Source organism: Pseudarthrobacter sp. RHLT3-21 (assembly GCF_059383495.1).
Genome location: NZ_JBWZCI010000002.1, coordinates 142,406 through 168,193, shown reverse-complemented (window position 1 = coordinate 168,193; position 25,788 = coordinate 142,406). Strand labels below are relative to the sequence as shown.

At 66.4% G+C, this 25,788-nt stretch carries 22 protein-coding genes; 15 read left to right on the top strand and 7 right to left on the bottom strand.

Going from position 1 to position 25,788, the window contains the following annotated elements; genetic code table 11:
• Nucleotides 1-29 precede the first annotated feature (29 nt).
• Genes AC50YA_RS03530 through AC50YA_RS03520 form a run of 3 tightly spaced genes read left to right on the top strand, consistent with a single transcriptional unit; the run spans nucleotide 30 to nucleotide 1,883 of the window.
• A complete protein-coding gene (locus AC50YA_RS03530) occupies nucleotides 30-752 on the top strand; it encodes a DUF3710 domain-containing protein (RefSeq protein ID WP_494980978.1) in 723 nt (240 codons plus the stop codon).
• Entirely contained in the window at nucleotides 745-1,107 is a 363-nt protein-coding gene (locus AC50YA_RS03525; RefSeq protein WP_494980977.1) for a single stranded DNA-binding domain-containing protein, read from the top strand. The genes AC50YA_RS03530 and AC50YA_RS03525 overlap by 8 nt, the downstream gene beginning before the upstream one ends.
• Nucleotides 1,104-1,883 carry a DUF3159 domain-containing protein gene (locus tag AC50YA_RS03520; RefSeq protein WP_494980976.1) on the top strand — a complete coding sequence of 260 codons (780 nt, stop codon included), beginning with the start codon at nucleotides 1,104-1,106 and terminating at the stop codon, nucleotides 1,881-1,883. Before AC50YA_RS03525 ends, AC50YA_RS03520 begins: the two co-directional genes overlap by 4 nt.
• On the opposite strand, the gene AC50YA_RS03515 is transcribed toward AC50YA_RS03520, so the two are convergent.
• Both AC50YA_RS03515 and AC50YA_RS03510 read right to left on the bottom strand, forming a co-directional pair.
• Nucleotides 1,850-2,599 (bottom strand): potassium channel family protein, encoded by a 750-nt coding sequence (locus tag AC50YA_RS03515; protein ID WP_494980975.1) that lies wholly within the window; start codon nucleotides 2,597-2,599, stop codon nucleotides 1,850-1,852. The genes AC50YA_RS03520 and AC50YA_RS03515 overlap by 34 nt on opposite strands.
• Nucleotides 2,599-3,270 (bottom strand): potassium channel family protein, encoded by a 672-nt coding sequence (locus tag AC50YA_RS03510; protein WP_494980974.1) that lies wholly within the window; start codon nucleotides 3,268-3,270, stop codon nucleotides 2,599-2,601. The genes AC50YA_RS03515 and AC50YA_RS03510 overlap by 1 nt, the downstream gene beginning before the upstream one ends.
• A 118-nt stretch (nucleotides 3,271-3,388) precedes the next feature.
• On the opposite strand from AC50YA_RS03510, the gene AC50YA_RS03505 reads away from it, so the two are divergent.
• From AC50YA_RS03505 to AC50YA_RS03470, 8 genes are all read left to right on the top strand, one after another.
• The gene (locus AC50YA_RS03505) at nucleotides 3,389-5,365 is read left to right on the top strand and encodes an APC family permease (RefSeq protein WP_494980973.1); all 1,977 of its coding nucleotides are present in this window, start codon (nucleotides 3,389-3,391) and stop codon (nucleotides 5,363-5,365) included.
• A complete protein-coding gene (locus AC50YA_RS03500; RefSeq protein WP_494980972.1) occupies nucleotides 5,362-6,777 on the top strand; it encodes a class I SAM-dependent RNA methyltransferase in 1,416 nt (471 codons plus the stop codon). Before AC50YA_RS03505 ends, AC50YA_RS03500 begins: the two co-directional genes overlap by 4 nt.
• Before the next feature lie 152 nt (nucleotides 6,778-6,929).
• A complete protein-coding gene (gene acnA / locus AC50YA_RS03495; protein WP_494980971.1) occupies nucleotides 6,930-9,740 on the top strand; it encodes an aconitate hydratase AcnA in 2,811 nt (936 codons plus the stop codon).
• Nucleotides 9,741-9,871: 131 nt separating this feature from the next.
• Entirely contained in the window at nucleotides 9,872-11,845 is a 1,974-nt protein-coding gene (dxs, locus tag AC50YA_RS03490; protein ID WP_494980970.1) for a 1-deoxy-D-xylulose-5-phosphate synthase, read from the top strand.
• Nucleotides 11,842-12,459 carry a DUF402 domain-containing protein gene (locus AC50YA_RS03485; protein ID WP_494980969.1) on the top strand — a complete coding sequence of 206 codons (618 nt, stop codon included), beginning with the start codon at nucleotides 11,842-11,844 and terminating at the stop codon, nucleotides 12,457-12,459. Before dxs ends, AC50YA_RS03485 begins: the two co-directional genes overlap by 4 nt.
• Nucleotides 12,456-13,016, top strand: a complete 561-nt coding sequence (locus tag AC50YA_RS03480; protein ID WP_494980968.1) for a hypothetical protein — start codon at nucleotides 12,456-12,458, stop codon at nucleotides 13,014-13,016. The genes AC50YA_RS03485 and AC50YA_RS03480 overlap by 4 nt, the downstream gene beginning before the upstream one ends.
• A gap of 11 nt (nucleotides 13,017-13,027) precedes the next feature.
• Nucleotides 13,028-14,005: an aldo/keto reductase gene (locus AC50YA_RS03475; RefSeq protein ID WP_494980967.1), complete on the top strand. Its 978-nt coding sequence runs from the start codon at nucleotides 13,028-13,030 to the stop codon at nucleotides 14,003-14,005.
• Nucleotides 14,006-14,017: 12 nt separating this feature from the next.
• Complete coding sequence (locus AC50YA_RS03470) at nucleotides 14,018-15,043, top strand: nucleoside hydrolase (RefSeq protein ID WP_494980966.1); 1,026 nt, start codon at nucleotides 14,018-14,020, stop codon at nucleotides 15,041-15,043.
• 9 nt (nucleotides 15,044-15,052) lie between these two features.
• Here AC50YA_RS03470 and AC50YA_RS03465 read toward each other — a convergent pair whose 3' ends face one another.
• Nucleotides 15,053-16,477, bottom strand: a complete 1,425-nt coding sequence (locus AC50YA_RS03465; protein WP_494980965.1) for a mycothione reductase — start codon at nucleotides 16,475-16,477, stop codon at nucleotides 15,053-15,055.
• A 134-nt stretch (nucleotides 16,478-16,611) separates the two neighbouring features.
• Between AC50YA_RS03465 and AC50YA_RS03460 the strand changes: the two genes are divergently transcribed.
• The 4 genes from AC50YA_RS03460 (at nucleotide 16,612) to AC50YA_RS03445 (ending at nucleotide 20,167) form a co-directional block, all read left to right on the top strand.
• Entirely contained in the window at nucleotides 16,612-16,818 is a 207-nt protein-coding gene (locus AC50YA_RS03460; RefSeq protein ID WP_494980964.1) for a hypothetical protein, read from the top strand.
• 208 nt (nucleotides 16,819-17,026) lie between these two features.
• A complete protein-coding gene (locus AC50YA_RS03455; protein ID WP_494980963.1) occupies nucleotides 17,027-17,881 on the top strand; it encodes an ECF transporter S component in 855 nt (284 codons plus the stop codon).
• Between the two features lie 10 nt (nucleotides 17,882-17,891).
• Complete coding sequence (locus tag AC50YA_RS03450; RefSeq protein ID WP_494980962.1) at nucleotides 17,892-18,635, top strand: energy-coupling factor transporter transmembrane component T; 744 nt, start codon at nucleotides 17,892-17,894, stop codon at nucleotides 18,633-18,635.
• 2 nt (nucleotides 18,636-18,637) lie between these two features.
• Nucleotides 18,638-20,167, top strand: coding sequence for an ABC transporter ATP-binding protein (locus AC50YA_RS03445; protein ID WP_494980961.1), 1,530 nt, complete (start codon nucleotides 18,638-18,640; stop codon nucleotides 20,165-20,167).
• Here the strand turns inward: AC50YA_RS03445 and AC50YA_RS03440 are convergent.
• From AC50YA_RS03440 to AC50YA_RS03425, 4 genes are all read right to left on the bottom strand, one after another.
• The gene (locus tag AC50YA_RS03440; RefSeq protein WP_494980960.1) at nucleotides 20,153-22,369 is read right to left on the bottom strand and encodes a 3-hydroxyacyl-CoA dehydrogenase NAD-binding domain-containing protein; all 2,217 of its coding nucleotides are present in this window, start codon (nucleotides 22,367-22,369) and stop codon (nucleotides 20,153-20,155) included. The genes AC50YA_RS03445 and AC50YA_RS03440 overlap by 15 nt on opposite strands.
• On the bottom strand, nucleotides 22,366-23,655 hold the full coding sequence (locus AC50YA_RS03435; RefSeq protein ID WP_494980959.1) for a thiolase family protein: 1,290 nt from the start codon (nucleotides 23,653-23,655) through the stop codon (nucleotides 22,366-22,368). Before AC50YA_RS03435 ends, AC50YA_RS03440 begins: the two co-directional genes overlap by 4 nt.
• 121 nt (nucleotides 23,656-23,776) lie before the next feature.
• Entirely contained in the window at nucleotides 23,777-25,105 is a 1,329-nt protein-coding gene (locus AC50YA_RS03430; RefSeq protein WP_494980958.1) for an HRDC domain-containing protein, read from the bottom strand.
• A gap of 31 nt (nucleotides 25,106-25,136) precedes the next feature.
• Entirely contained in the window at nucleotides 25,137-25,787 is a 651-nt protein-coding gene (locus AC50YA_RS03425) for a DUF3000 domain-containing protein (protein WP_494980957.1), read from the bottom strand.
• Nucleotide 25,788: the final 1 nt, after the last annotated feature.

Here is a 25,788-nt window from a genome sequence, read left to right as displayed (position 1 = left end):
TCACTTTCACAACTAAGGAGACAACCCCCATGGTTTTTGGGCTCGGCAGGAAATCCAAGAAGGACCAATCGGCCGACCCGGACGAACCCCAGGCCTCGGCGGAATCAGCGGATTCCGCCGACACGGCCGCGGCGGACGCCGGGCTTCGGGCCGCAGGCCCCTTTGATGTTTCCGAGGTCTCCAGCCGCGACGGCTACGTTGACCTCGGTGCGCTGCTGATCGCCCCGAGCGAAGGGCTCCAGCTCCGGCTCGAAGTTGAGGAAGCCACCCAGCGCGTGGTCGCCGTGACCCTGGACCTGAACGGCTCCAGCCTTCAGCTGCAGGCGTTCGCTGCTCCCAAAACCGAGGGACTGTGGGACGAGATCCGCGAACAGATCGGCCAGTCCGTGGGAAGCCAGGGCGGACAGGTTGAAGAGGTCCAGGGTGGCTTCGGAACCGAACTGATCGCCAAACTGCCCGCTGGTGCCCAGGACGGCAGCCAGGGCTACCGGGTGGCGCGCTTCATCGGCGTCGACGGTCCGCGATGGTTTCTGCGTGGCGTCCTGGGCGGTGCCGCAGCGATGGAGCGCGAGGCAGCGGCACCGCTGGAGTCATTGTTCCGCAGGATTGTGGTCATCCGCGGTGACAGCCCCATGCCGCCCCGGGACCTTCTTCAACTGCGGCTGCCCAAGGACGCCAGCGCCACCCCGCCGCTGGCCGCCCCCGAATTCAAGGGCCCTGAACGCGGTCCGGAAACCACACAGATTGGCTGATTCCCGCCAAGGTCCCCCGGACTCCTCCCCGGACGCGGGGATGCCGGTCAGCCGGCTGCCGGAACGGGGCAGGGTGGTGTGCCAGGGGCACATCGAATCGGTCACCTACATGCCCGCGGACCAAAACGCGGCCTTCACCGCCATTGTCTCGGACCCGGACACTCGCCAGTCCGGCGCCAAGCGGGCCCAGGGAAAGGGCGGCCGCCTGCGCGTGGTCTGGCTGGGGCGGCGAAGGGTGCCGGGCATCGCAGCCGGGACCGAAGTCCGGCTCGAGGGCATGCTGTCCCAAAGCCACGGCCTGCCCACCATGTTTAATCCCCGCTATGAAATACTTTCCCGCCAGGAGAACGAATGACCTCGCCCCAGCAGCCTGAGCCGTCCGAGCAGCCCGAGCCGTCCGAGCCGTCCGAGCAGCCCGAGCCGTCCGCCGTGAAGGGTCTTGCTGAGGGCTATGCAGCCAAAGCGGGCCTGCACCGCACCCAGGACGGCCGGATCGATGTCCTCAAGAGCGCTGGCGGGATCCAGGGCATCGCCGAGAGCATTGTGCCCGGCCTGGTCTTCCTGATCGCCTTTACCATCACCCGGGACCTGACGCCGTCGCTGGTGGCCGCGCTGGCCTCCGCCGCCGTCTTTACGGTGGTCCGCCTCATCCAGCGGCGCCCGCGGACCCAGGCCCTCGCCGGAGTGGTGGGGGTGGGCATCTCGGCCTGGGTCGCCAACACTACGGGCAAGGCCGAGGACTTCTACCTCCCGGGCTTCTTCACCAACATCGCCTACATCCTCGCCATGGTGATCTCCATCGCGATCAAGTGGCCGGTGGCCGGCCTGCTGTTCGGGATCATCCGCAACGAAGGGTTGGACTGGCGCAAGGACCCCGCGCGGCTCAAGGCGTACCGCCTGGGCACGTGGATCATCGTGGCGGTCCTGGTGCTTCGGCTGGTGGTCCAGGTTCCCTTGTACCTGTTGGGCGGGGACGGACTGGCCGCCCTGGCCACGACCCGCCTGATCATGGGGGCGCCGCTCTATATCCTGGGCGTCTGGATCGCGTGGCTCGTCACCCGGCCGGTACCGGCGGACGCCGGTGCCCCGCCGCCGGATCAGCCGTCGAAGCCGTCGTCCTCCAGCGCCTGAGTTTCGGCAGGCTGCACCCCATCGGGCTCGCTGGCGCTATCCTCCGGCTCATCTGCTGATTCGGGTGAGAGTAACGCACGCAAATCGTCCTCGGCCGCGATGGTGGTGACGAAGAACAGTTCGTCCCCGCCATCGATGACGTCGTCACGGCTGGGAGTAATGGGAGCGTGGTCCCGAAGGATTGCCACGAGCGTGGCGTCCTCGGGCCAAAGGATGCCGCCGACCGTCAGGCCGATGACATGGGAATCGTGCGGCACCGTAAACTCAACCAGCGAAGCGACGCCGGTCTGCAGCGTCAGGAGCCGGACCAGGTCACCGATCTCCACAGCTTCCTCCACCAGTGCAGTCATCAACTGCGGGGTGTTGACGGCAACGTCCACGCCCCAGGAGTCGTTGAACATCCAGTCGTTCTTGGGGTTGTTGACCCGGCCCACTGTGCGGCCCACCCCGAATTCGGTCTTGGCCAGAAGTGACACCACCAGGTTCACCTTGTCGTCGCCCGTGGCTGAAACAACGACGTCGGCGTCCTCCACTTTCGCTCCCTGCAGGGTGCTGAGCTCGCAGGCGTCGCCCACGAGCCAGTGCGCGCCGCGCAGCCCGCTGCGTCCGATGACCTCAGGCTTAAGGTCGATCAGCAGGATCTCGTGTTTGTGGGCCAGCAGTTCCCTGGCGATCGATGACCCGACGCTGCCGGCCCCGACGATGACAACTTTCACTACAACTCCTTGGCGGGTGCTTTGGCCAGGATCTGGGCGACCTGGGAACTGCGGTCCACGGGCAGCATGGCGTGGACCGTATCGCCGTCCTGATAGGAAGTCCCGGTTTCGGGGAGCATGCCCTCGCCGAACCTGGTGAGGTATGCCACCCGGATGTTGGCAGCCTTTTCGACCTCGCTGATCCGGTGGCCGATCCAGTTGGCGTCCAGGTCCACTTCGGCGAGGACCAGCCGGCCGGAAGGTTCGCGGAAATCGCCGGCGAGATGCTGTTCGGGCAGGATGCGGCGCAACACCTGGTCTGCGCTCCAACGGACGGCCGCAACGGTGGGAATGCCCAGCCGTTGGTAGATTTCTGCCCGGCCGGGGTCATAGATGCGGGCCACCACGTGGGGAACGTGGAAGGTTTCGCGTGCCACGCGGGTGGCCAGGATATTGGAGTTGTCGCCGCTAGATACGGCGGCGAAGGCGTAGGCGTCGGCCACGCCGGCCTGCTGGAGTGTGTCCCGGTCGAACCCTACGCCGGTGACTTTGCGCCCGGTGAAGCCCTGCCGAAGCCGGCGGAACGCGCGGTCGTCCTGGTCGATGATTGCGACGGAGTGACCGGCGTCTTCCAGCGTGTGCGCCAGGGTGGCCCCTACCCGGCCACATCCCATGATCACGAAATGCGCCACCGTATCTCCTCAACTTCCGTAGCCCGTTGCTGCTGCTAGAACTCTACCGGCAGCGCGCGTGCTGCTGCCGCCCGGGCGCCGTCATGACATGGGCGGGGAATCAGACTAGCTTTGTGGAGTGCTGACAATATTGAATGCCGTGAAACGGGTGCTGGTGGGCAGGCCCTTCAGGAATGACAGGCTCGCCCATACCTTGCTCCCGAAACGGATAGCACTGCCGGTTTTCGCTTCCGACGCATTGTCCTCCGTGGCCTACGCGCCCGATGAAATCCTGCTGACCCTGGCTCTGGCCGGCGTGAGTGCAGTGGCCTTTTCGCCGTGGGTGGGCCTGGCCGTCATGGTTGTCCTCCTCACGGTGGTGGCGTCTTACCGGCAGAACGTGCACGCCTACCCTTCCGGCGGCGGAGACTACGAGATCGCCAACGAAAACCTCGGCAAGTTTTCCGGGCTGACTGTGGCCTCGGCGCTCCTGGTGGACTACGTCCTGACGGTGGCCGTCTCCATGTCCTCGGCGGCCACGTACCTCACCACGGCGGTGCCTTCCCTGCATGGGCAACAGGCCCTGTTCGCCACCATCGGCGTCGTGATCCTTGCACTCGTCAACCTCCGCGGCATCAAGGAAGCCGGCAGTGTTTTCGCCGTCCCCACCTACATTTTTATGGCGGCGATCCTCGGCATGACAGCGGTGGGCGTCTTCCAGGCTGCCACCGGCCAGCTGGGCGAAGCGCCGTCAGCGGCCTTCGAGATTGTGCCGGCTCCCGGATTCGACGAAGGGCTGGTGGGCCTGGCCGGCGCCTTCCTCCTGCTGCGCGCCTTCTCATCCGGGGCCGCTGCCTTGACGGGTGTTGAAGCCATCAGCAACGGTGTACCAAATTTCAAGGTGCCCAAGAGCAAAAACGCGGCCACGACGCTGCTGCTGCTCGGCGTCATCGGCGCTGCAATGCTGGCGGGAATCATGTATCTGGCCAACGCCACCAAGGTCCACATTGTGCTGGACCCGGCCACGGAATTCCTCCTGGACGGCCTGCCGTTGCCGGACGGCTACATTCAGAGTCCGGCGATCAGCCAGATCGCGCAGACTGTTTTCGGGCCGGGGTCCATCCCCTTTTTCATCGTGGTGGCCGCCACGGGTGTGATCCTGGTGTTTGCCTCGAACACCGCTTTCAACGGCTTCCCGGTGCTGGGTTCCATCCTGGCCCAGGACGGCTATCTGCCGCGCCAGCTGCGGACCAGGGGAGACCGCCTGGCGTTCAGCAACGGTGTCCTGGCCCTGGCCGCCGGAGCGCTGGTGCTGATCATCGCGTTCAACGCCGATGTCACCAAGCTGATCCAGCTCTACATCGTGGGCGTCTTTATTTCCTTCACCCTCAGCCAGCTGGGCATGATCCGGCACTGGGGGAGGCACCTTAAGCTCGCCAAGGACAAAACCGCCCGACGCCGGATGGTTAAGTCCCGCACCATCAACACCATCGGGTTCGGCATGACGGCCCTTGTGCTGGTGATCGTTCTGATCACCAAATTCCAGCAGGGCGCGTGGATTGCCCTGCTGGCCATGTTGGTGCTGTTCCTGATCATGTGGAGCATCCGGGCGCACTATGACAATGTGGCCAAGGAGCTTGCCGTGGACGAGGATTCGTCGCCGCGGGCCCTGCCAACCAGGGTGCACGCGGTACTGTTGGTGTCCCATGTGCGCAAGCCTGTATTGCGCGCCCTGGCCTACGCACGGGCCTCGCGGCCGTCGCGGCTGGACGCCATCACGGTGGACATTGACGCAACGGAAACCGCGCAGACGGTTGCCGACTGGGAAAAGCTGGAAATCCCCGTGCCGCTGACCGTGCTCGCCAGCCCGTACCGGGAAACCATTACACCCATCATGGAATACGTAAAGAACATGCGCCGTGATTCCCCCCGTGACCTGATCGTGGTCTACATCCCCGAATACGTGGTCGGTAAATGGTGGGAACAGCTGGTTCACAACCAGACAGCGCTGCGCATCAAAACCCGGCTGCACTTTGAACCTGGCGTGATGGTGGCCAGTGTCCCGTGGCAGTTGAAGTCGTCCGAAGAAGCCAAAAACATGCAGGATATCCGATGAACCCCCACACCCAGACCAACTCCGCAGCTGCCACGGCAGCGCCCACCGAACTGGTGCTCGACGTCGGTCCGGTGGCCCACGGCGGCCACTGTGTGGCCCGCCATGAGGGCAGGGTCATCTTTGTCCGGCACGGCATCCCCGGCGAAAAGGTTCGCGCCCGCCTCACCGATGCGGGGGAGTCGGCCAAGTTCTGGCGCGCCGACGTTGTTGAGGTGCTGGACGCCTCCCCGGACCGGGTGGAGCACTTCTGGCGTCCGGCGGACTCCCTCCGCGCCTGGGCCCACGGGCATCCGCCGGTAGGCGGAGCCGAATTCGGCCACATCTTGCTGGGCCGCCAGCGCACGCTCAAGTCGGCGGTACTGGCCGAACAGCTTCAGCGACTCGCCGCCGTCGAACGCCTGCCCGAAGGGCTGGACCTCGGGAACCTGGTTGAGGCCGTGGACGCGAGCGGGCCGGATTCCGGCCAGGGGACAGATCCAACGTACGACGCCGGCACTGGCCTGGGGTGGCGGACGCGCGCCAGTTTCTCGGTGACTCCGGGCGGAAAACTTGGCATGCACGCCCACCGTTCCGACCACATCTTTCCTGTCCGGGAGACGCCGCTCGCATCGGAGCGCATCAACCGGCTGCGCCTGTGGGACATCGACCTGACGGGCATTGAACGCGTGGAGGTGGCGGCGCCGTCGAACGGTTCACGCCCACTGGTGCTGCTGGCGCCGGCTCCCGGCACCAAGCCCAAGCGGCTCAGCGCCATCGCGGCCCAGCTTCCGGACGACGTTTCCGTGGCCACTTTCGACCCCCTGACCGGGGACGTTGCGCAGCTGCGGGGCCGGACCTGGGTCCAGGAGACCGCGGCCAGCCACGACTACCGGGTCACCGGCGCAGGTTTCTGGCAGATCCACCGCGACGCGCCCGGGACGCTTGTGGGGGCCGTCACAGAATTCCTGCACGCCGGTGGGTTTCTGGCGCCGGGTTCCGTGGTGGCCGACCTCTATGCCGGCTCCGGGCTGTTCACGGCTCCGCTGGCTGACGCGGTGGGGGAGACCGGGTCCGTTCTCTCGGTTGAAGGTGCGCCGGGAACCAGCCGGGACGCCCGCAAGAACCTTCACGGTGCGCCGCAGGTGGAGATCGAGCACGGCCGGGTGGAACGTGTCCTCCGCCAAAAGCCGCGGAAATTCGACGCCATCGTGCTGGATCCGCCCCGGGCGGGCGCCGGGAAGCCCGTGGTCAGCCAGCTGATCGCTGCCGGGCCCCGCGCCATCGCCTACGTGTCCTGTGATCCGGCATCGTTTGCCCGGGACGTGGGGTACTTCCAGCAGGCAGGCTGGTCCCTGGCGGGCCTGCGGGCCTTTGATCTCTATCCGCACACCCACCACCTGGAGACGGTGGCGTTACTGACGCCGGGTCAGTGATGCTACTAGGATGGCGGTAGTAATCCCACGTCGCGCCCCGTATTCACGGCTGACCTCCTGCAATTTGTGTGGCCAGCACTAATTAGGCCTGCCTAACTAGCAAGCGGTCTACCGCGCGACAAAGATGAAACTGTTGCGAGAGGAGTCCTGCGATGAGCACAGTGGACAGCTTCGGTTCAAAAGGCAAACTTAATGTAGCCGGAACCGAATACGAAATTTTCCGGTTGAACTCCGTTGAAGGTGCAGAAAACCTTCCGTTCAGCCTCAAGGTATTGCTTGAAAACCTGTTGAGGACCGAGGACGGCGCGAACATCACGGCCGATCACGTGCGTGCCTTGGCTGGCTGGGATCCCAATGCCCAGCCCGATACAGAAATCCAGTTCACGCCTGCCCGCGTGATCATGCAGGACTTCACCGGCGTCCCCTGCGTGGTGGACCTGGCGACAATGCGTGAAGCGGTCAAGGAACTCGGCGGTGACCCCAAGCGGGTCAACCCGCTGGCTCCGGCGGAAATGGTCATTGACCACTCCGTGCAGATCGACGCTTTCGGCAACTCCGGCGCACTGGAGCGCAACATGGAGATCGAGTACCAGCGCAACGGCGAGCGTTACCAGTTCCTGCGTTGGGGCCAGACCGCATTCGACGACTTCAAGGTTGTTCCCCCGGGAACCGGCATTGTGCACCAGGTCAACATCGAATACCTGGCCCGCACGGTCATGACCCGTGAAATTGACGGCGTCCTCCGTGCGTACCCCGACACCTGCGTCGGCACCGACTCGCACACCACCATGGTCAATGGCCTGGGTGTCCTGGGCTGGGGCGTTGGCGGGATCGAAGCCGAAGCGGCCATGCTGGGACAGCCTGTCTCGATGCTCATCCCTCGTGTTGTGGGCTTCAAGCTGACCGGGTCCATTCCGGCCGGCGCCACCGCAACAGACGTTGTGCTGACCATCACCGAGCAGCTGCGCAAGCACGGTGTTGTGGGCAAGTTCGTGGAATTCTATGGCGAAGGTGTTGCGGCAGTGCCGCTGGCCAACCGCGCCACCATCGGCAACATGAGCCCGGAATTCGGCTCCACCGCCGCAATGTTCCCCATCGACGACGTCACATTGGACTACCTGCGCCTCACCGGCCGCTCGGACGAAAATGTGGCACTCGTGGAGTCCTACGCCAAGGAACAGGGCCTCTGGCACGATGCTTCCCGCGAGATCAAGTTCTCCGAGTACCTCGAGCTGGACCTGTCCACGGTTGTTCCCTCCATCTCCGGCCCCAAGCGTCCGCAGGACCGCATTGAGCTCACGGATGCCAAGGAACAGTTCCGCAAGGACATCCACAACTACGTCGCCATCGAAGACGGCAGCGTGGACGAGTCACTGGACGAGTCCTTCCCCGCATCGGACGCCCCGTCGTTCACGCACCCCGACTCGCACACCACCGAGACCAGCCGTGTTGTGTCCGCAGCGAACGGCGCCCACGGGCGTCCGTCCAACCCGGTGCACATCAAGACTGAAGACGGCCGCGAGTTCGAACTGGACCACGGAGCGGTATCCATCGCCTCGATCACGTCCTGCACGAACACGTCCAACCCTTCGGTGATGCTGGCCGCAGCCCTGCTGGCCCGCAACGCCGTCGACAAGGGCCTGACCTCGAAGCCGTGGGTCAAGACCTCCGTGGCTCCCGGGTCCAAGGTTGTTACCGACTACTACAACAAGTCGGGCCTGACGCCGTACCTGGAGAAGCTCGGCTTCTACATTGTGGGTTACGGCTGCGCCACGTGCATCGGCAACTCCGGCCCGCTGGACGCCGAAATCTCCGAGGCCATCCAGGCCAACGACCTCTCCGTCACCGCGGTGCTTTCCGGTAACCGCAACTTCGAAGGCCGGATCAACCCGGACGTAAAGATGAACTACCTGGCCTCCCCGCCGCTGGTCATCGCGTACGCCCTGGCCGGTTCCATGGACTTCGACTTCGACACCGATTCCCTGGGCAAGGACGAAGCCGGCAACGACGTCTTCCTGAAGGACATCTGGCCCAACCCGGTTGAGGTCCAGCAGGTCATCGATTCCTCGATCGACAAGGAGATGTTCGCCCGCGGCTACGAAGGTGTCTTTGACGGCGACGCACGCTGGAAGGCGCTGGACACCCCGGCCGGCGACACCTTCGCCTGGGATCCGAACTCCACCTACGTCCGGAAGCCCCCGTACTTCGATGGCATCAAGGCGCAGCCGGAACCCGTCCAGGACATCTCCGGCGCACGCGTGCTGCTGAAGCTGGGCGATTCGGTCACTACCGACCACATCTCCCCGGCCGGTTCCTTCAAGTCGGACACCCCCGCCGGCCAGTACCTGCTGGCCAACGGTGTGGAGCGCAAGGACTTCAACTCCTACGGCTCACGCCGTGGCAACCACGAAGTCATGATCCGCGGCACGTTCGCGAACATCCGCATCAAGAACCAGATCCTGGACGGCGTCGAAGGTGGCTTCACCCGCGACTTCACCCAGGCTGACGGCCCGCAGGCATATGTCTACGACGCTGCGCAGAACTACCAGGCAGCCGGCACGCCGCTGGTGGTCCTGGCGGGCAAGGAATACGGTTCCGGATCCTCGCGTGACTGGGCAGCGAAGGGCACGGCCCTCCTGGGCGTCAAGGCCGTCGTCGCCGAGAGCTACGAGCGTATCCACCGCTCCAACCTGATCGGCATGGGCGTCCTGCCCCTGCAGTTCCCGGCTGGAGAATCCGCAGCGACCCTGGGCCTGACCGGCACGGAAACCTTCGCGGTTGAGGGTGTCATCGCCCTGAACGAAGGCACCACGCCCAAGACCCTCAAGGTCACCGCCACAGCAGAAGACGGCTCCGCCAAGTCCTTCGATGCAGTACTCCGCATCGATACGCCGGGCGAAGCCGACTACTACCGCAACGGCGGCATCCTGCAGTACGTCCTGCGCCAGATCTCCGCCAACTAGCCGGAATCTGAACCCCCGCAGTACTCTCTTTCGAAGCCCCGGCCGGTCACCGACCAGCCGGGGCTTCGGCTTTGCATTTTCCGCGAGGCGTTAGAGTTAACAGGCACGTCTACCACCCGAAGGAGGGGTCATTGGGAATCTTGGACACCATCCGGAATCCGCAGGACCTGAACCAGCTGACTCAAGAGCAGCTCGAAGAGCTGGCCGCTGAGGTCAGGAGTTTCCTGATCACCAACGTCTCCCAGACAGGTGGACACCTCGGGCCCAACCTCGGCGTTGTGGAACTGACCCTTGCCGTGCACCGCATCTTCGATTCGCCCCGGGACAGCATCGTGTTCGACACGGGCCACCAGTCCTACGTGCACAAGCTCCTCACCGGCCGCCAGGACTTCAGTACCCTGCGCCAGCAGGGCGGCATGTCCGGCTACCCGTCCCGCGCCGAGTCTGAGCACGACATTGTGGAAAGCTCGCACGCGTCCTCGTCCCTCTCCTGGGCGGACGGCATCTCCCGCGCCAGGCAGCTTACCGGCGAGTCGGAGCGCTACACCGTCGCCGTCGTCGGAGACGGGGCGCTGACCGGCGGCATGGCCTGGGAAGCCATCAACAACATTGCCGCGGACAAGCGCCGCCGCGTGGTGATCGTCGTCAACGACAACGGCCGCTCCTATGCCCCCACGGTGGGCGGCTTCGCGGACTACCTCGCCTCACTGCGCCCCACCATCGACTCGTTCCGCGCCGCCCCTGCCTATGAGGGCACGCTGGATTGGTGGAAGAAGAAACTCCAGAACGGCGGCCCCGTAGGCCAGTTCACCTACAAGAGCCTCCATGCCATGAAAAAGGGCATCAAGGACTGGTGGGCGCCGCAGGGCATGTTCGAAGACCTCGGCATGAAGTACATCGGCCCGGTTGACGGCCACAACCTCCAGGCCATGGAGCACGCACTGTCCACGGCCAGGAACTACGCCGGCCCCGTGATTGTCCACGCCATGACCGAAAAAGGCCACGGCTACGCCCCTGCCCGGGCCCATGAAGCGGACCAGTTCCACGCCGTCGGCATTATCGATCCGGAAACCGGTGAACCGACGGGAGTTTCAGGCGCACAGTCCTGGACGTCTGTTTTTGCGGACGAGATCGCGAAGATCGCCGATGAACGCCCCGACATTGTGGGCATCACCGGGGCCATGCTCATTCCCGTGGGCCTGCACAAGTTTGCGGCCAAGCATCCGGACCGGGTGATCGACGTCGGCATCGCCGAACAGCATGCGCTGACGTCCGCCGCCGGCATGGCTTTCGGCGGGCTCCACCCCGTGGTGGCCATATATGCCACCTTCCTGAACCGTGCCTTTGACCAGCTCCTGATGGACGTGGCCCTGCACAAGGCCGGCGTCACCATCGTCCTGGACCGTGCCGGTGTCACCGGCCCGGACGGGGCCAGCCATCATGGCATGTGGGACATGGCAATGGTCCAGATCGTGCCCGGACTCCACCTCGCCGCGCCGCGCGACGCGTCCCGGCTGCGGGAAGAGCTGCGAGAGGCCGTGGCCATCAACGACGCCCCCACCGTGGTGCGCTTCTCCAAGGGCACCGTGGGCGCCGAAGTGGAGGCCATCGAACGGCTGGGCGACGGTGTTGACGTGCTGGCCCGCCGGCCGGCCGGGTCCACCGAAAACGATGTACTGATCGTCAGCGTCGGAGCCATGTCCGAACTGTCCCTTGACGTCTCCAACCGCCTCGGCGCCCAAGGCATCAGCACCACCGTGGTGGACCCGCGCTGGGTACTGCCCGTACGGCGTTCCATCATTGCGCTGGCCTCCCACCACCGGCTGGTCATCTGCATCGAGGACGGCGTCAGGGCAGGCGGCGTCGGATCGCGGATCCGCCAGGAAATGCGCGCAGCCGGCGTTGATACCGCGCTGAACGAGGTGGGGCTCCCTGCGGAGTTCCTGGACCACGGCACGCGGAGCCAGGTGCTGGAGCGCGTCGGGCTGACGGCCCAGCAGATCACGCACGACGTCGTCGCCCAGGTTTTGGGCACAAAGGTCCCCTTCGCGCGCCCCCTGCCAGGCCAGGAGCACCCCACCACCGGCAGCCTGCCCATCCTGTGAGGGAAGAAGACGCACTGAAGTATCCGGCCGCCGTCGGGGATTCACGCCCGGCGCGGCATACCAGCACCACCCGCGTTCCCGCGGGTTTACAGCCGGGCCAGCTGGTGGTGGCCAGGAACCGGAAATGGAACGGAAAAGCCCACTGGGTGGTCCCGGGACGGTACCTCGGCGAAGACCGGCACGGCTGGTGGATCTTCCAGGGAACCAATGAATTCTGTTCGCGCCCGGGCGCTGCCTTTTACACAGCGTCCGACGCCGTACTCCTGGTGCCGCGGTCCGGAGACTGGGTTGCCACGTTCTACGACGACGCCCATCCCGGCGGGGTCAGGGTCTACGTTGACCTCGCCGTCGCTCACGAGTGGACGGACATCCGGCCGGCGGTCACCGAGTTCCATGTGATCGACATGGACCTGGACGTGATCCGCATGGCCGGCCGGGGCGTCTTTATCGATGACCAGGACGAGTTCGCCGAGCACCGCATCGCCATGAATTACCCGGACCGGCTGGTGGATGACATCCAGGCCGCCGCGGATGAGCTTTATCAGGCCGTCAAGGCAGAGCACGCACCATTCGACGGAACGGACGTCGAATGGTTCACGAAGGGACGGTCATGAGCGGAATCATCAGGGTCTACAAACGGGACGACGAAGGAATACTGCACTTCCGTGAAGGCTGGTTCGACGAGGACTACAGCCAGTTTGTGATGAACTACGGCGTAGTTGGGCACCAGAGCAAAACCGAAGAGACCGACGTGGCTGATGCAGCTGCGGTGGAGGGCCTCATGGATGCCTTTGCCGTGCAGTGCGCAGAGGACGGCTTCGCCGAAATCCCCGACGAGGACCAGTTCTGGGTGGTGGCGCAGTTCGCCCTGAAAACCAAGGAAGGCACCGACCGCGACCGCTACCTTGAGGAAAAGGCGAAAGACGCCCTCATCAGCCACCTGGCCTGGCGTGGCCTGGGAACCGTGGAACGCTCGGAGTTCAGCGACTACAAACTGAACATCTTCTGCCTGTGCCCCGACGTGAACAAGGCCGTCAGCGCCATCAAGGTCTGCAGCCGCGGCGAAGACCTCGACTTCACCAAGCTGAGCATCGGGGCCGCCTCCTACGGCGAACCGGACAACCTCAAACTCAAGCACTCCGCGAAGCCTGCCAACACTTTCAGCCTCTAGAGGGGAATTCCATGCCTGACTACCGACGCCTGGGAAACTCCGGGCTGACCGTCTCCGTGGTGGGGCTCGGCTGCAACAACCTGGGCCGGTCCAACACGGTGACCGAATCGCAGACGGGGACTGACGCCGTCGTCCATGCAGCCCTCGACGCCGGCGTGACGCTTTTCGACGTCGCCGACAACTACGGGCACGAGCCCGGACTCAGCGAGACGATGCTGGGCAAGGCGCTGGCCGGCAAGCGGGATGATGTGCTGGTAGCCACCAAGTTCGGCATGGACGTCCGGGGTGCCAATGGGAACGACTTTGGGGCCCGGGGGTCCCGGCGCTACATTGTCCGCGCGGTGGAGGCCTCGCTGCGGCGGCTGGGCACGGACTGGATCGACCTTTACCAGTTCCACACGCCCGATCCCCTGACTCCCATCGAGGAGACGCTGAGTGCCCTCGATGACCTGGTCACCGGCGGCAAAGTCCGCTACATCGGACACTCCAACCGGGCCGGCTGGCAGATTGCCGAGGCGGAATTTGTGGCGCGGGCCGCCGGCGGCACGCGGTTCATCTCCACCCAGAACCACTACAACCTCCTGGACCGTCGCGCCGAGCAGGAGGTCACGCCCGCGGCAGAAGCCTACGGCCTGGGCGTCCTGCCGTACTTCCCGCTGGCCAACGGCCTGCTGACGGGCAAGTATTCGCCGGGCTCAGCTCCCGCCGGCTCGAGGTTGAGCCATACACGCACCAACATGGTGCACGACGCCGACTGGGACCAGCTCCAGCGTTTCAGTTCCTTCGCTGCCGAACGCGACCTGACCGAGATCCAGGTGGCCTTCTCCTGGCTCGCGGCCCAGCCTGCCGTCAGCAGCGTGATCGCCGGAGCCACCAGGCCGGAGCAGATCCGCGAAAATGCGGCCGCTGTCGCCTGGGTGCCGTCGCCGGCGGAGCTCGCGGAACTGGATGCGATCTTCCCGAAGGTCCCCCAAGTCGCGCTCTTTTAGGAAACCCCGCCGATGACCAGGCTGCTGCTGGACGTGGATACCGGGATCGACGATGCCCTGGCGCTGGCCTATCTGGCGTCCTTGCCGGAGGTGGAGTTCGTGGCCGTGACGGCGTCCCCGGGAAACGTGGATGCCCACCAGGTGGCGATCAACACCCTCGCACTGCTGGAGCTGTGCGGCCGGCCCACCGTGGAGGTCGCCGTCGGCGCACTGGCCCCACTGGGCATCCCGCTGGTGACAACGCCGGAAACCCACGGCCCGCAGGGGCTGGGATATGCAGTCCTGCCCCCGCCGTCGGGCACGGTGTCGGCACGGCACGCCGCCGACGTCTGGGTGGAGGCCGCTCGCGCCCAGCCGGGGGAGCTCACAGCCCTGATCACGGCCCCGCTGACCAATTTCGCCCTCGCCATCCGGCGTGAACCCCGGCTGCCCGAACTGCTGGGGCGTGTGGTCATCATGGGCGGAAGTTTCTACCACCAGGGGAACACCACACCCACGGCAGAGTGGAATACGCACGTTGATCCGCACGCGGCCAAGGAAGTCTATGCCGCGTACCGGGGCCTGCCGGCGGACCGGCTGCCCATCGTCTGTTCCCTGGACACCACGGAGCGGATGGAGATGCGCCCGGAGCATCTGCAGCGGCTGGCTGCGGCGGCAGGCTGCGCCGTGGAGGAACTCGTGCTGCCGGATCAGGCCGAAGGGCTCAGGAGCAGCTCGGATAACACCCTGGTGCGGCACCTGTCCGACGCGCTGCGCTTCTACTTCGAGTTCCACCGGCACTATGACCAGGGCTACCTGGCGCACGTCCACGACTTTTTCGCCGCCGGTGTGGCAGCCGGCACCCTGGCTTACAGCACCCGGCCGGCCACGGTGGACGTGGAGGTCGAGTCCGCCATGCTGATGGGGACCACAGTGGCGGACTACCGGAACCTGTGGAACCAGCCACACAATGCCCGGATCGTTTCCGGGAACAACCCGGCGCAGGCGTTCGATGAACTTGTGGGTTCCCTCGGGCGCCTGGCCGGCAGGGTCGGCTAAGACCCAGCCCTACAGCGGTGCGTCTGCCGGCACCTCAACGTCCAGGGCAAGCAGAGCGTTCTCCACCACTTCCGTCAGGGCCGGGTGGATCCAGTACGGGCCCCGCGCGAGCTGGTGGACAGCTACGTCAGTGGCCATCGCCTGGACCAGCGGCTGGATCAGGAGCGAGGCCTCGTGGCCCATGACGTGCGCGCCGAGCAGCCGGCCGGTGGAACGTTCCGCCACAAGCTTGACCACACCTTCTTCGTCCTCCATGGCCCAGCCGTACGCGGTGGAGCCGTAGTCCTGGACTGCGGTGACAATGTCCGCCCCTGCTGTCGCCTGCTGCCGGGCTTTATCCTCGGTCAGGCCCACGGAGGCCACCTGCGGATTGCTGAACACCGCAAACGGCACCGCGGTGTAGTCGATGGTCCGGAGCCGGTCCGGGTGTTCCAGGTTGTGCGCCACCACCCGCGCCTCCCGGTTGGCGACGTGCTTGAGCTGGTAGCTGTTGGCGATGTCGCCCAAGGCATAGACACCATCAACGGGCTTGCCGCCCGTGAGGACCCTGAGGTTCGCGTCCACGGACAGGGTAGAGTCCTCATCCAGGTCAAAGCCGGCAGCGTCCACGCCCAGCCGGTCCGTGTTCGGCACCCGCCCTGTGGCCATGAGGACGATGTCCGCGGTGACGCGCAGTGGTTTGCCGTCGTCGTCGGCGAACACAACCGTGACGCTGCCGTCGCCGTTGTCCTCCACTGCCTGGAGCGAGTAGCCAAGCTTGAGCTTCCAGCGGTCGGCCGCCGCGGCGGCGAAGCGTCCGGCGATCTCGGCGTCGTTGCCACGAAGCAGCCGCTGCGAACGGTTCACCTGGGTCACGTCCGCCCCGAAACCGTGGAACACGGCAGCGAACTCGGCGGCAATGTACCCGCCGCCAACCACCACCACCCGTTCGGGCGGACCATCGATGCGCATCACGGTGTCCGAGGTGTGCACCTGCGGCAGGCCGATCCCGGGTACATCGGGGAGCACAGCCCGGGAACCCGCGGCCACCACCACCCGGTCCGCGGTGAGCTCGACGCCGGAATCAGTGCTGAGCGTCCGTGGACCGGTGAACCGGACGTGCTCCTGGTACAGGTCCACATGGGCCAGTTCATCGGCCCGGTACCGCCGGCCGGACTCGGAAATCGCGTCTATCCGGCCAAAGATCCTGTCCCGTAGTTCATTCCAGCGCACCTTGTCCAGGCTCAGGTCCACGCCCAGGCGGGCGGCCTCCCTGGGCGCGGCGGCCAAGGAGGCCGGGTAGACAAACATCTTCGTGGGGATGCAGCCAACGTTCAGGCACGTGCCGCCGAACACGCCGCCGTCGATCATGGCTACCTTCCTGCCGTCCCAGAACGGGGTGATCAGCGAATTGCCGGAGCCGGATCCGATGATGGCCAGGTCGAAGTGGGGCATTTTTGCCTTTCGGAAGGTCAGCAGGGCGGGCAGCGGCTTGCGAGCCTACTCCACATCGTACGGCCGGGTTACTGCGCGGGTGGCTCCGTGCAGCTGGTCTTCCCCTTAGTCATTTCCGGTGGGACGATGCCCCTATGAGCGACAAACACGAAGAAGACCTGCGGGACGAGAGGCCGCACCAGCACTCGCATGCAGCAGCGCCAACCACCCAGCAGATGCGAACTGTCGGGCAGCGGCGGCGGGAAGCGGAGGAGAAGCTGGAACACCACCTCGAGGAAGCACGCCACAAAGGTGAACACGACACCACCCACCGGGAAGAGGCGACGGGGGACGGACGGTAGTGCGGAACGTGCTGGCGGGCTGCTGCCACGGACGTGATGGCGGGCTGCTGCCAAGGACCAGAGCACGGCTTGCGAATTTCCGGCCGGTAGACTGGTCCGCGGACCGGGCCGGCGTAGACGCCCCGGCTGCCGCCGAGGTGACATAGGCGGTGTTCCGCACCGCCCGGGCCATCCGGGCGCCAGAGCCTGCACCCTTCGAAGGAACGCCATGTCATCGCCCTCCCTTACGCTGCCGCCACAAACGCCGGCCACCGCCCGGAACCGCCGTCTGCTGGAAACCCTCGGAGCGTTGGCCATTGCCGGCACGTACATCTACCTGGTCCTGAACCAGCCCGCGGACATCACAGGGGGCCCAGGTAGTGCCTCGGCCCTGATCGCCCTCTCCGGCTTCCTCGTGGGCGCCGTGCTGCTGATCATCGGCGTGCTGCCAACCGTGCCCGTGTCCACTCTGGTGCTGATTCCGGTGGCACTGGTACTGAACATTGTCCTGGGCCAGTTCGTGGGCAGCACCTTGGTGCCGTTCTACCTCGACGCCATCGGCACCGTCCTGATCGCCGTCCTGGCAGGACCCGCCGCCGGAGCAGCCACAGGTGCCCTCAGCAGCGTTGTCTGGTCCTTCTTCAACCCCACTGTCCTGCCGTTCGCCGCCGGCGCCGCCCTGATCGGCTGCCTGGCGGGCCTCGCCGCCCGCTACGGCCTGTTCCGTCGCTTCTACCTGGCACCGGTGGCGGGGTTCCTGACCGGCATCATCGGCGGTGTGGTCTCCGCTCCCGTGGCCGCGTTCGTCTTCGGCGGCACCTCCGGCTTGGCCACCGGCGCCATCGTCAGCGCCTTCCGCTCCATGGGGGACAGCCTGCTCGCCGCCATCACCAAGCAGGCCCTGATCTCGGACCCCATGGACAAGGCCATCGTCTTTACGCTCGTAGCCGTCCTGGTCTACGCCCTCCCTCGCCGCACGCGCGTGCAGTTCCCCTTTGTCCGGCAGTACCGCGTGCTGGCCGGCAAAGCCACCAACCAGCCCACCGGCCACTCAATCGGCCACTCAACCGGCCAGGACGCCTGACCCACCGCTGATGCGCCTTCACCCCCTGACGTCGCTGGCGGCTGCCGGCAGCACGGCAGTGATGACGACGGCGGCCGCCAGCTGGCCGCTGTCCCTCACCGTGATTGCCGCGGCCGTGGGCTTGTCGGTCGCCGGGGGAGCGGCGGGCCGGATGCTGCCAGCGGCGGCGGTCATCCTGGTTCCGCTGGTGCTGTCGCTGCTGGCCCTGCACGGACTGTTCTTTCCTGAGGGCGCCACCGTGCTGGCGCAGTGGGGACCGGCGCGTGTCACAGCACAAGGCCTGCAGTTTGCGCTCGAGCGGGCGGCGCAGCTTTCCGCGGCCGTGCTCGTGCTGCTGCTGTGTTCCTTCACTATCAGCGTTCCGGACCTGGTGGCTGCCCTGTCCACCCGCGGCGTCAACGCGCGGTTCGCGTTTGTGCTCGCCTCCACCTTGACGCTGCTGCCGGCCATCAGCTCACGGCTGGGGCGGATCCGGCAGGCCCAGGAAGCGCGTGGCCTGGTGATCAGGCCCGGAATTCTTGGGCGGGCTGCCGCGTTCCGATGGCAGGCGGTACCCCTGGTGCTGTCCCTCGTGGAGGAAGCAGGCACCCGCGCGGCGGCCCTGCAGGCCCGCGGTTTCGGTAGTGCCGGTCCAATCACCAGTTACCGTCAGGTGCAGGATTCTCCGGTCCAGCAGTGGGTGCGCCTGGTCTTGCTGCTCGCGGCGCTGGCGGCCATCGCCGCCCGTATCTGGCAGCCGACGGCGGGTACTTAGCAATGGTGCAAACCCCACCTCCGGCGCTGGCTGCCGGCATCGAAAAATTCGTCTTCCCCACCGAAACGGAACCCGTCCTGGCGGGCATAACGCTGACCTTTGCCCCAGGGACGCTTACGGCGGTCCTGGGCGGTTCCGGCAGTGGCAAATCAACTCTGGGACGCCTCCTCGCCGGCTGGTTGCTGCCCGGCGACGGCGGGACACTCACGGGCTTTCTTGAGCTCGCCGGCACGCGCGTCCGGTTCACCGGAACAGCTGCCGATCCGCGGACCGATCCCGGTAACTGGGGCCGCCAGGTGGGCTTTGTGCCGCAGGATCCCGCCGCCGCCTTGTCCACGGTCCGGGCCACGGTGGCCGAGGAACTGGCCTTTGGACTGGAAAACGCGGGGGTTGACCGTGAGAGTATGGCCAGCGCCGTCCAGCACACAGCAGCCCTGACCGGCCTGGCCCATCTGCTGGACCGTGATCCCGCCACACTTTCCGGCGGTCAGCTGCGCCGCCTGGCCATCGGCTGCGCGGTCATTCAGCGCCCCGCAGTTCTCGTTATGGACGAGCCCTTCGCCTCCCTCGACACGGACGGAGCCGAAGACCTCGCGGCCCTGGTGCGGAACCTCGCACAGGACGGCACCGCCGTCGTGATCCTGAGCCAGCGCGCCGATGCCTTCCTGCACAACGCCGACACGTGGCTGGTCCTTGCCGGCGGTACCGTAGCTGCGGCCGGCACGCCGGCAGAAATCGTGGCTGCCGGGGCGCTTGAAATGGCGGGCGTGGTCTGGCGCCGCCCGCTTACAGGTCTCCGGACGCTGGTAGAAAAAGGCCAACCGTCCGCAGTCGGCAGTCCGCCGGCTTTGGAACTGCGTGACGTCTCGTTCACGTACCGGCGGACGCAGCGCAGAGGCTGGTTCAAGGCACAACCGGGCCCGCCGGCCGACCCGGTCCTGCACGGACTCAGCCTGACCGTCAGACCCGGCGAGATCCTTGCGGTGGCAGGTCCCAACGGCGCCGGAAAGTCCACGCTGCTGAGGCACCTCAACGGCTTGCTCCAACCAACAGCAGGCAGCGTGCTGGTCAACGGGCGGAACATCAGCGGGCACCCGGCGGGACGGGTGGCCAACGATGTTGGGCTCCTCTTCCAGCAGCCCAGGGACCAGCTGTTTGAGCGGACCGTGGAACGGGAAGTACGCTTCGGACTCGAGCGCCACGGGCCAGCGGCGGACCAGGCGGTGCAGCACGCACTCGCCGCCGTTGGCCTGGAGCACCTTGCCGGACGGCACCCGGCGGAACTGCCGGCGTCCCAGCAGCGACTGTTGGCCCTGGCGACAGTACTGGCCCGGCGTCCGTCAGTCCTTGCCCTGGACGAGCCGACCATTGCCTTGGACGGCCACGGGCTGGCCCAGCTGGACCGGGTGGTACGCAGCACGACGGCGGAGGGCACCGCCGTCGTGCTGGTCACTCACGACCTGGACTACGCCCGGTCCATCGCGCACCGGCTGGTGCGCCTCGACGCCGGCCGCCTGCTACCCGCGGACTGATTCCGGGGTGGCTGCATCCGGGCTGACTGATTCGGAGGACTGACCCGTCAGGCCGGACGCGACGCCGGGCGCCAGGAACCGCTTGCCGTTGACCCGCTCTGAGGCGCCCACACGGTCCAGGTACGGCGTGATGCCGCCCAGGAACATCGGCCAGCCGGCGCCCAGGATCATGCAGAGGTCGATGTCTTCAGGACCGGCCACTACGCCCTCATCCAGCATCAGCCCGATCTCCTCGGCCAGGGCATCCTGGACACGGCGCAGCACGTCGTCCCCGGTGGACGGTGACGTGCCGAAAGACATCAGCGACAGGGTGGACTCCGGGATCTCCTGGGAGCCGTCGGCTGCCGGGGCCCAGAGCGATTTCACGCCGTTCTCGATCAGTTTCTGCAGGTTCGTGGACACGGCGAAGCGATCTCCGAAGGCGGCCTGCAGGGACTCCTGGACATGCTGGGCCACCGGCAGTCCCACCATGGCACCCAGCGTGAACGGGGTCATCGGCAGGCCCATGGGGCGCAGCGAGGTGTCGGCAACGTCGGCAGGGGTTCCTTCGTCGAAGGCAGCTGTCACTTCGCCCATGAGCCGCAGCAGGATCCTGTTGACCACAAAGGCCGGCGCATCTTTGACCAGGACCGCGCTCTTCTTCAGGCCCTTGGCGAGCTCAAAAGCGGTGGCCAGGACGGCGTTGTCGGTTTTGGGCGCGCGCACGATTTCGAGCAGCGGCATCACGGCCACCGGGTTGAAGAAGTGGAAGCCCACCAGCCGTTCCGGATGCGCGAGGTCTTCGGCCATGGCCGTGACGGACAGCGAGGAGGTGTTCGTGGCGAGGATGCAGTCCGGGGAGACGATTGCTTCCACCTCGGCGAAGACCTGCTTCTTGACGTTCAGCTCTTCGAAGACAGCCTCGATGACAAAGTCGGCGTCCGCGAAGGCTTCCTTGGAGACCGATCCCGTGACCAGGGCCCTGGTGCGGTTGGCTGCGTCCTGGCTGATGCGCTTCTTGCCGAGGAGCTTGTCCACCTCGGCATGGACGTAGCCCACGCCCTTGTCCACGCGGGCCTGGTCGATGTCCGTCATCACCACGGGGACCTTGAGCTGGCGGGCGAACAGGAGGGCGAGCTGGCTGGCCATGAGTCCCGCGCCCACAACGCCGATCTTGGTGACCGGACGGGCGAGCTTACGGTCCGGTGCGCCGGCAGGCCGCTTGGAACGCTTCTGGACCAGGTCCAGGAAGGCGTATACGGTGGCGCGGAACTCGTCTGTCTGCATCAGACCGGCGAGGGTTTCGCATTCGAGGGCGGCGGATTCGGCCTGGGACATGGTCCGGTTGGCTTCGAGGATGTCCAGGACCTTGGCCGGCGCAGGGGAGGCGTTGGAGGTCTTGGCCTCCACGAACGTCCGGCCGGCGGCGACGGCTGCGGACCAGCGCCCGGCAACAGCGGGATCAGCGGGGTCCACGGCGTTGGCCCGTGCAGGGACCACCTCGCCGGTGATGACCGTGGCCGCCCAGGCGAGGGACTGTTCCAGGAAGTCTGCCGGTTCGAACAGGGCGTCGGCGATGCCGAGCTGGAAGGCCTGCGGCCCCGTGAGCGTCCGGTTGTTGCTGAGCGGGTTCTCGATCATCACCTTGACCGCGTTCTCGGGTCCGATCAGGCGAGGCATGATGTAGACGCCGCCCCAGCCGGGGACCAGGCCGATGAAGGCCTCGGGAAGCGCCAGCGCACCGGCTCCGGTGGACACCGTGCGGTACGTGGACTGCAGGGCGATCTCCAGGCCGCCGCCCAGGGCAACGCCGTTGATGAAGGCGAAGCTGGGGACGCCGAGGTTGGCCAGCGTGGCATAAACGTCATGCCCGAGCTGCGCCATCCACAGGCCATGATCGCGGTTCTCCAGCGACTTCACCGCGGACAGGTCGGCGCCGGCCACGAGGAAGTACGGCTTGCCGGTCACGCCGACGCCCACGATCTCGCCGCGGGCCGCACGTTCCTTCAGGCCCTCGAGGACCGTGCCCAGTCCGACCAGGGTATTGGGTCCCAGCGTGGTGGGCTTGGAGTGATCCAGGCCGTTGTCCAGGGTGATCAGCGCAAACACCCCAGGGCTCTGCTGGCCGGCGGCGGCCGGCAGCTTGATGTCCTGGACGTACGAGTGGGTCACGGTTTCGTCGGGGAAGAGCTCGGCAAGCTTGGTGAAATCGGCGGCGCTCATGCGGCGGCTCCTTCGGTGGTTGCTTCGGTGGTTGCTTCGTGGTCGTCTGCTGCGACGGCACCGCTGTAATCGGCGTGGTGCGGGTTTTCCCAGATGACGGTGGCGCCCATGCCCAAGCCTATGCACATGGTGGTGATCCCGTACCGGACGGAGGGGTCTTCTTCGAACTGCCGGGCGAGCTGGTTCATCAGCCTGACCCCGGAGGACGCGAGGGGGTGGCCCACCGCGATGGCGCCGCCGTAGCGGTTGACCCGGGGGTCGTCGTCGGAAATTCCGAAGTGGTCCAGGAAACTCAGGACCTGCACGGCAAACGCTTCATTGATCTCGAAAAGTCCGATGTCCTCAATGCTGAGGCCGGCGTTCTTCAGGGCTTTTTCGGTGGCGGGCACCGGGCCGATGCCCATGACTTCCGGTTCGACGCCGGCGTAGGCGTAGCCGACCAGCCGCATCTTGACCGGCAGGCCCAGTTCCGCGGCAGCTTCCGAGGATGCCAGGACGGCGGCCGTGGCGCCGTCATTCAGGCCGGCGGCGTTGCCTGCCGTCACGCGGCCGTGGGCACGGAAGGGAGTCCGCAGTGCCGCCAGGTCGTCCAGGGTGGTGCCCGGGCGGGGCGGCTCATCAACGCTGTTCACCGTCCAGCCCTGTCCCGGCTTCAGGGTAGCGACCGGAACGAGGTCCGGCTGGATCTGGCCCTGGGCGTAGGCGGCTGCGAGTTTATCCTGCGAGGCAACCGCGTACGCGTCTGTGCGTTCCTTGGTGATGGCGGGAAAACGGTCGTGCAGGTTCTCGGCCGTGTTCCCCATGTTCAGGGCGGCGGGGTCAACCAGGCGCTCGGACATAAAACGCGGGTTCGGATCGGCGCCGGAGCCCATCGGGTGGTTGCCCATGTGCTCTACACCGCCGGCGATGACGACGTCGTAGGCGCCGAAACCGATGCCGCTCGCCGTGGTGGTGACTGCGGTCATGGCGCCGGCGCACATGCGGTCGATGGCGAAGCCGGGGACGGTGCGGGGGAGCCCTGCCAGGAGGGCGGCTGTGCGGCCGAGGGTCAGGCCCTGGTCTCCGGTCTGGGTGGTGGCGGCAACAGCGACTTCGTCGATCCGGGCCGCGGGCAGGGTGGGGTTGCGGCGCAGAAGTTCGCGGATGCACTTCACCATCAGGTCATCGGCGCGGGTTCCGGCGTAGATGCCTTTCTCGCCGGCCCGGCCGAAGGGTGTGCGGACGCCGTCAACAAAAACGACGTCGCGGACAGTTCGCGGGGATCCGCTGCTTCCGTGGTGGCTCACGTTTACTCCTCATCGAGACGTTGGCGCCGTCCGGAGGCCAAAGGGCAGCACTCGGCAGGACGGCAGTGCACACTATGTTACTCGTCAGTAACATAGTGTGCAAGGCTCGGTGAAGGGGCGTTTACTCGGAGGCTGCGGTTGCCTTGGATTCCTTGGCCGCCAGCGGTTGCGGGTTGAGGAAAGCATCTGTGACGAGCGGCGCGATCAGGCCGATCTGCCATTCGCGGGCACCGAGGGTGCGCAGTTCAGCGGCCACTGCTTCTCCGTTGATGTCCGACGGCGGACGCCACGCGACGCGGCGCAGGTAGTCCGGCGTCAGCAGGTTCTCCACGGGAAGGTTCAGTTCGTCCGCCTTCGCCTGCAGGAGCGGGCGGGCGGTGGACAGGCGTGCCGCGGCCTCGGGGTCGCGATCGGACCACACCCGCGGCGGGGGCGGTGCGTTGGTTGGCAGGTGCAACGGCGGGAGGTCCTCAAGATCGCGGGCAGCGGCGATGCACCGGAGCCACCGGGGTGCCTCACGCTGAGCCGCACGGCCGTGGAAGCCCTTGGTGCCGAGCAGTTGGGGAACAGTGGACGGCATGGCCTTGGCGGCGGACACCAGGGCGGAATCAGGAATCAGCCGGCCCGGCGCCACATCGCGCTTCTGTGCCAGGGAATCGCGCTCCAGCCACATTTCGCGGACCGCGGCCAGCTGGCGCCGGTCGCGGATCTGGTGCAGGCCCGACGTCTTGCGCCAGGGGTCAATCCGGGGAGGGGCCACGCCGGCGGCGAGGATTGCGGCAAATTCCTGTTCCGCGTATTCCAGCTTGCCGTCAGCCTGGAGCAGTTCGATGAGTTCTTCGCGCAGTTCGGTCAGGACTTCCACGTCCAGGGCGGCGTAGCGCAGCCACGGCTCGGGCAGGGGCCGGGTGGACCAGTCGGCGGCCGAATGTTCCTTCGCCAGGCCAAAACCGAGCAGTTGTTCGATGACGGCAGCCAGGCCAACGCGTGGCAGCCCGGCCAGCCGCGCGGCGAGCTCCGTGTCAAAGAGCCTGTCCGGCCACATGCCCAGCTCCAGCAGGCAGGGCAGGTCCTGGCTGGCTGCATGCAGGATCCATTCCACCCCCTGGAGCGCATCGTTGATGATGGACAGGTTCTCGAACGGTTCCGGATCGATCAGCCAGGTGCCGGAGCCTTCGCGCCGGATCTGCACCAGGAATGCGCGCTGGCCGTACCGGAATCCGGAGGCCCGTTCTGCATCAACCCCTGCGGGCCCTGTTCCGGCGGCGATGGCTGCCGCACACCGCTCCAGCCCGGACTGCGTTTCGATAACCAGCGGCACGCCGTCGCGCGGTGCGTCGAGGTCAATGACTACGGGGACCTGGCTGTCGAAGCCTTCCACCGTGATGTGGGGAGTGGTATCAGCAGCCGGAGCGCCGGCCGTGGTGTTTTCCGGAATATGAGGGGTCATGATGCCTTCAGTTTACCGACAAGGGGCAGTCCTAGTTCCGGCGCCGGCGCGGAAGGGCCGCGACGCCGTCGGGCACAGGGGGGAGGCCGGCGAACGTGCAGACCATTTCTGACCATGCCTCCAGATGGGCAGTGACGTCCGAAGACGCCGGAGTCCAGGAGGCGCGCAGCTCGATGTCGATCGATCCGGGCCGGTCAGAGAGTGTTCCAAAGCTCTCCGACAGGACGCGCGTGGCGGTCCCGCCGGCCGCCCGGTAGGGGGCCTTGTGATTCTCCAGTGCCTCGACCAGCCAGGTCCAGGCGACGGTGCCCAGCATTTCGTCGTTGCCCATTTCGGGCTCAAGCTGGGCCCGGATGTAGGTGACGATGCGGAATTCGCCATCCCAGACTGCCGAGCCTTCGGGGTCGTGCAGCAGGATGAAGCGGCCCGTGGCCAGCTCGGTGTCGTCGTCGTCCTCGGTGCCGGACGCCGCGGCCAGGGCCATGGCGGCGGGCCCGTGGACGGGAGTGGTGCCGCTGCCCGGTCCGGGCGCCATGACCTCGGCCCCGAGTGCCACGGCGAACGGTGCCAGGCGCGCCGGGGCGGGAATTTCCGCCAGGCGCAGCTCACTGCGGCATTGGGCCTTCCTGAGCGTTCCCAAGGCGTGGAGAAATTCCGGGGGAACCTGGGCTAGTGCGTTCACC

Excerpts from the sequence above, each read along its gene's own strand:
- AC50YA_RS03460 (WP_494980964.1), top strand. The coding sequence starts at position 16,612 with ATGAGCGACAAACACGAAGAAGACCTGCGGGACGAGAGGCCGCACCAG.
- AC50YA_RS03455 (WP_494980963.1), top strand. The coding sequence starts at position 17,027 with ATGTCATCGCCCTCCCTTACGCTGCCGCCACAAACGCCGGCCACCGCC.
- AC50YA_RS03475 (WP_494980967.1), top strand. The coding sequence starts at position 13,028 with ATGCCTGACTACCGACGCCTGGGAAACTCCGGGCTGACCGTCTCCGTG.
- AC50YA_RS03430 (WP_494980958.1), bottom strand. The coding sequence starts at position 25,105 with ATGACCCCTCATATTCCGGAAAACACCACGGCCGGCGCTCCGGCTGCT.
- AC50YA_RS03530 (WP_494980978.1), top strand. The coding sequence starts at position 30 with ATGGTTTTTGGGCTCGGCAGGAAATCCAAGAAGGACCAATCGGCCGAC.
- AC50YA_RS03520 (WP_494980976.1), top strand. The coding sequence starts at position 1,104 with ATGACCTCGCCCCAGCAGCCTGAGCCGTCCGAGCAGCCCGAGCCGTCC.
- AC50YA_RS03450 (WP_494980962.1), top strand. The coding sequence starts at position 17,892 with ATGCGCCTTCACCCCCTGACGTCGCTGGCGGCTGCCGGCAGCACGGCA.
- AC50YA_RS03480 (WP_494980968.1), top strand. The coding sequence starts at position 12,456 with ATGAGCGGAATCATCAGGGTCTACAAACGGGACGACGAAGGAATACTG.
- AC50YA_RS03445 (WP_494980961.1), top strand. The coding sequence starts at position 18,638 with ATGGTGCAAACCCCACCTCCGGCGCTGGCTGCCGGCATCGAAAAATTC.
- AC50YA_RS03500 (WP_494980972.1), top strand. The coding sequence starts at position 5,362 with ATGAACCCCCACACCCAGACCAACTCCGCAGCTGCCACGGCAGCGCCC.
- acnA (WP_494980971.1), top strand. The coding sequence starts at position 6,930 with ATGAGCACAGTGGACAGCTTCGGTTCAAAAGGCAAACTTAATGTAGCC.
- AC50YA_RS03470 (WP_494980966.1), top strand. The coding sequence starts at position 14,018 with ATGACCAGGCTGCTGCTGGACGTGGATACCGGGATCGACGATGCCCTG.
- AC50YA_RS03465 (WP_494980965.1), bottom strand. The coding sequence starts at position 16,477 with ATGCCCCACTTCGACCTGGCCATCATCGGATCCGGCTCCGGCAATTCG.
- AC50YA_RS03440 (WP_494980960.1), bottom strand. The coding sequence starts at position 22,369 with ATGAGCGCCGCCGATTTCACCAAGCTTGCCGAGCTCTTCCCCGACGAA.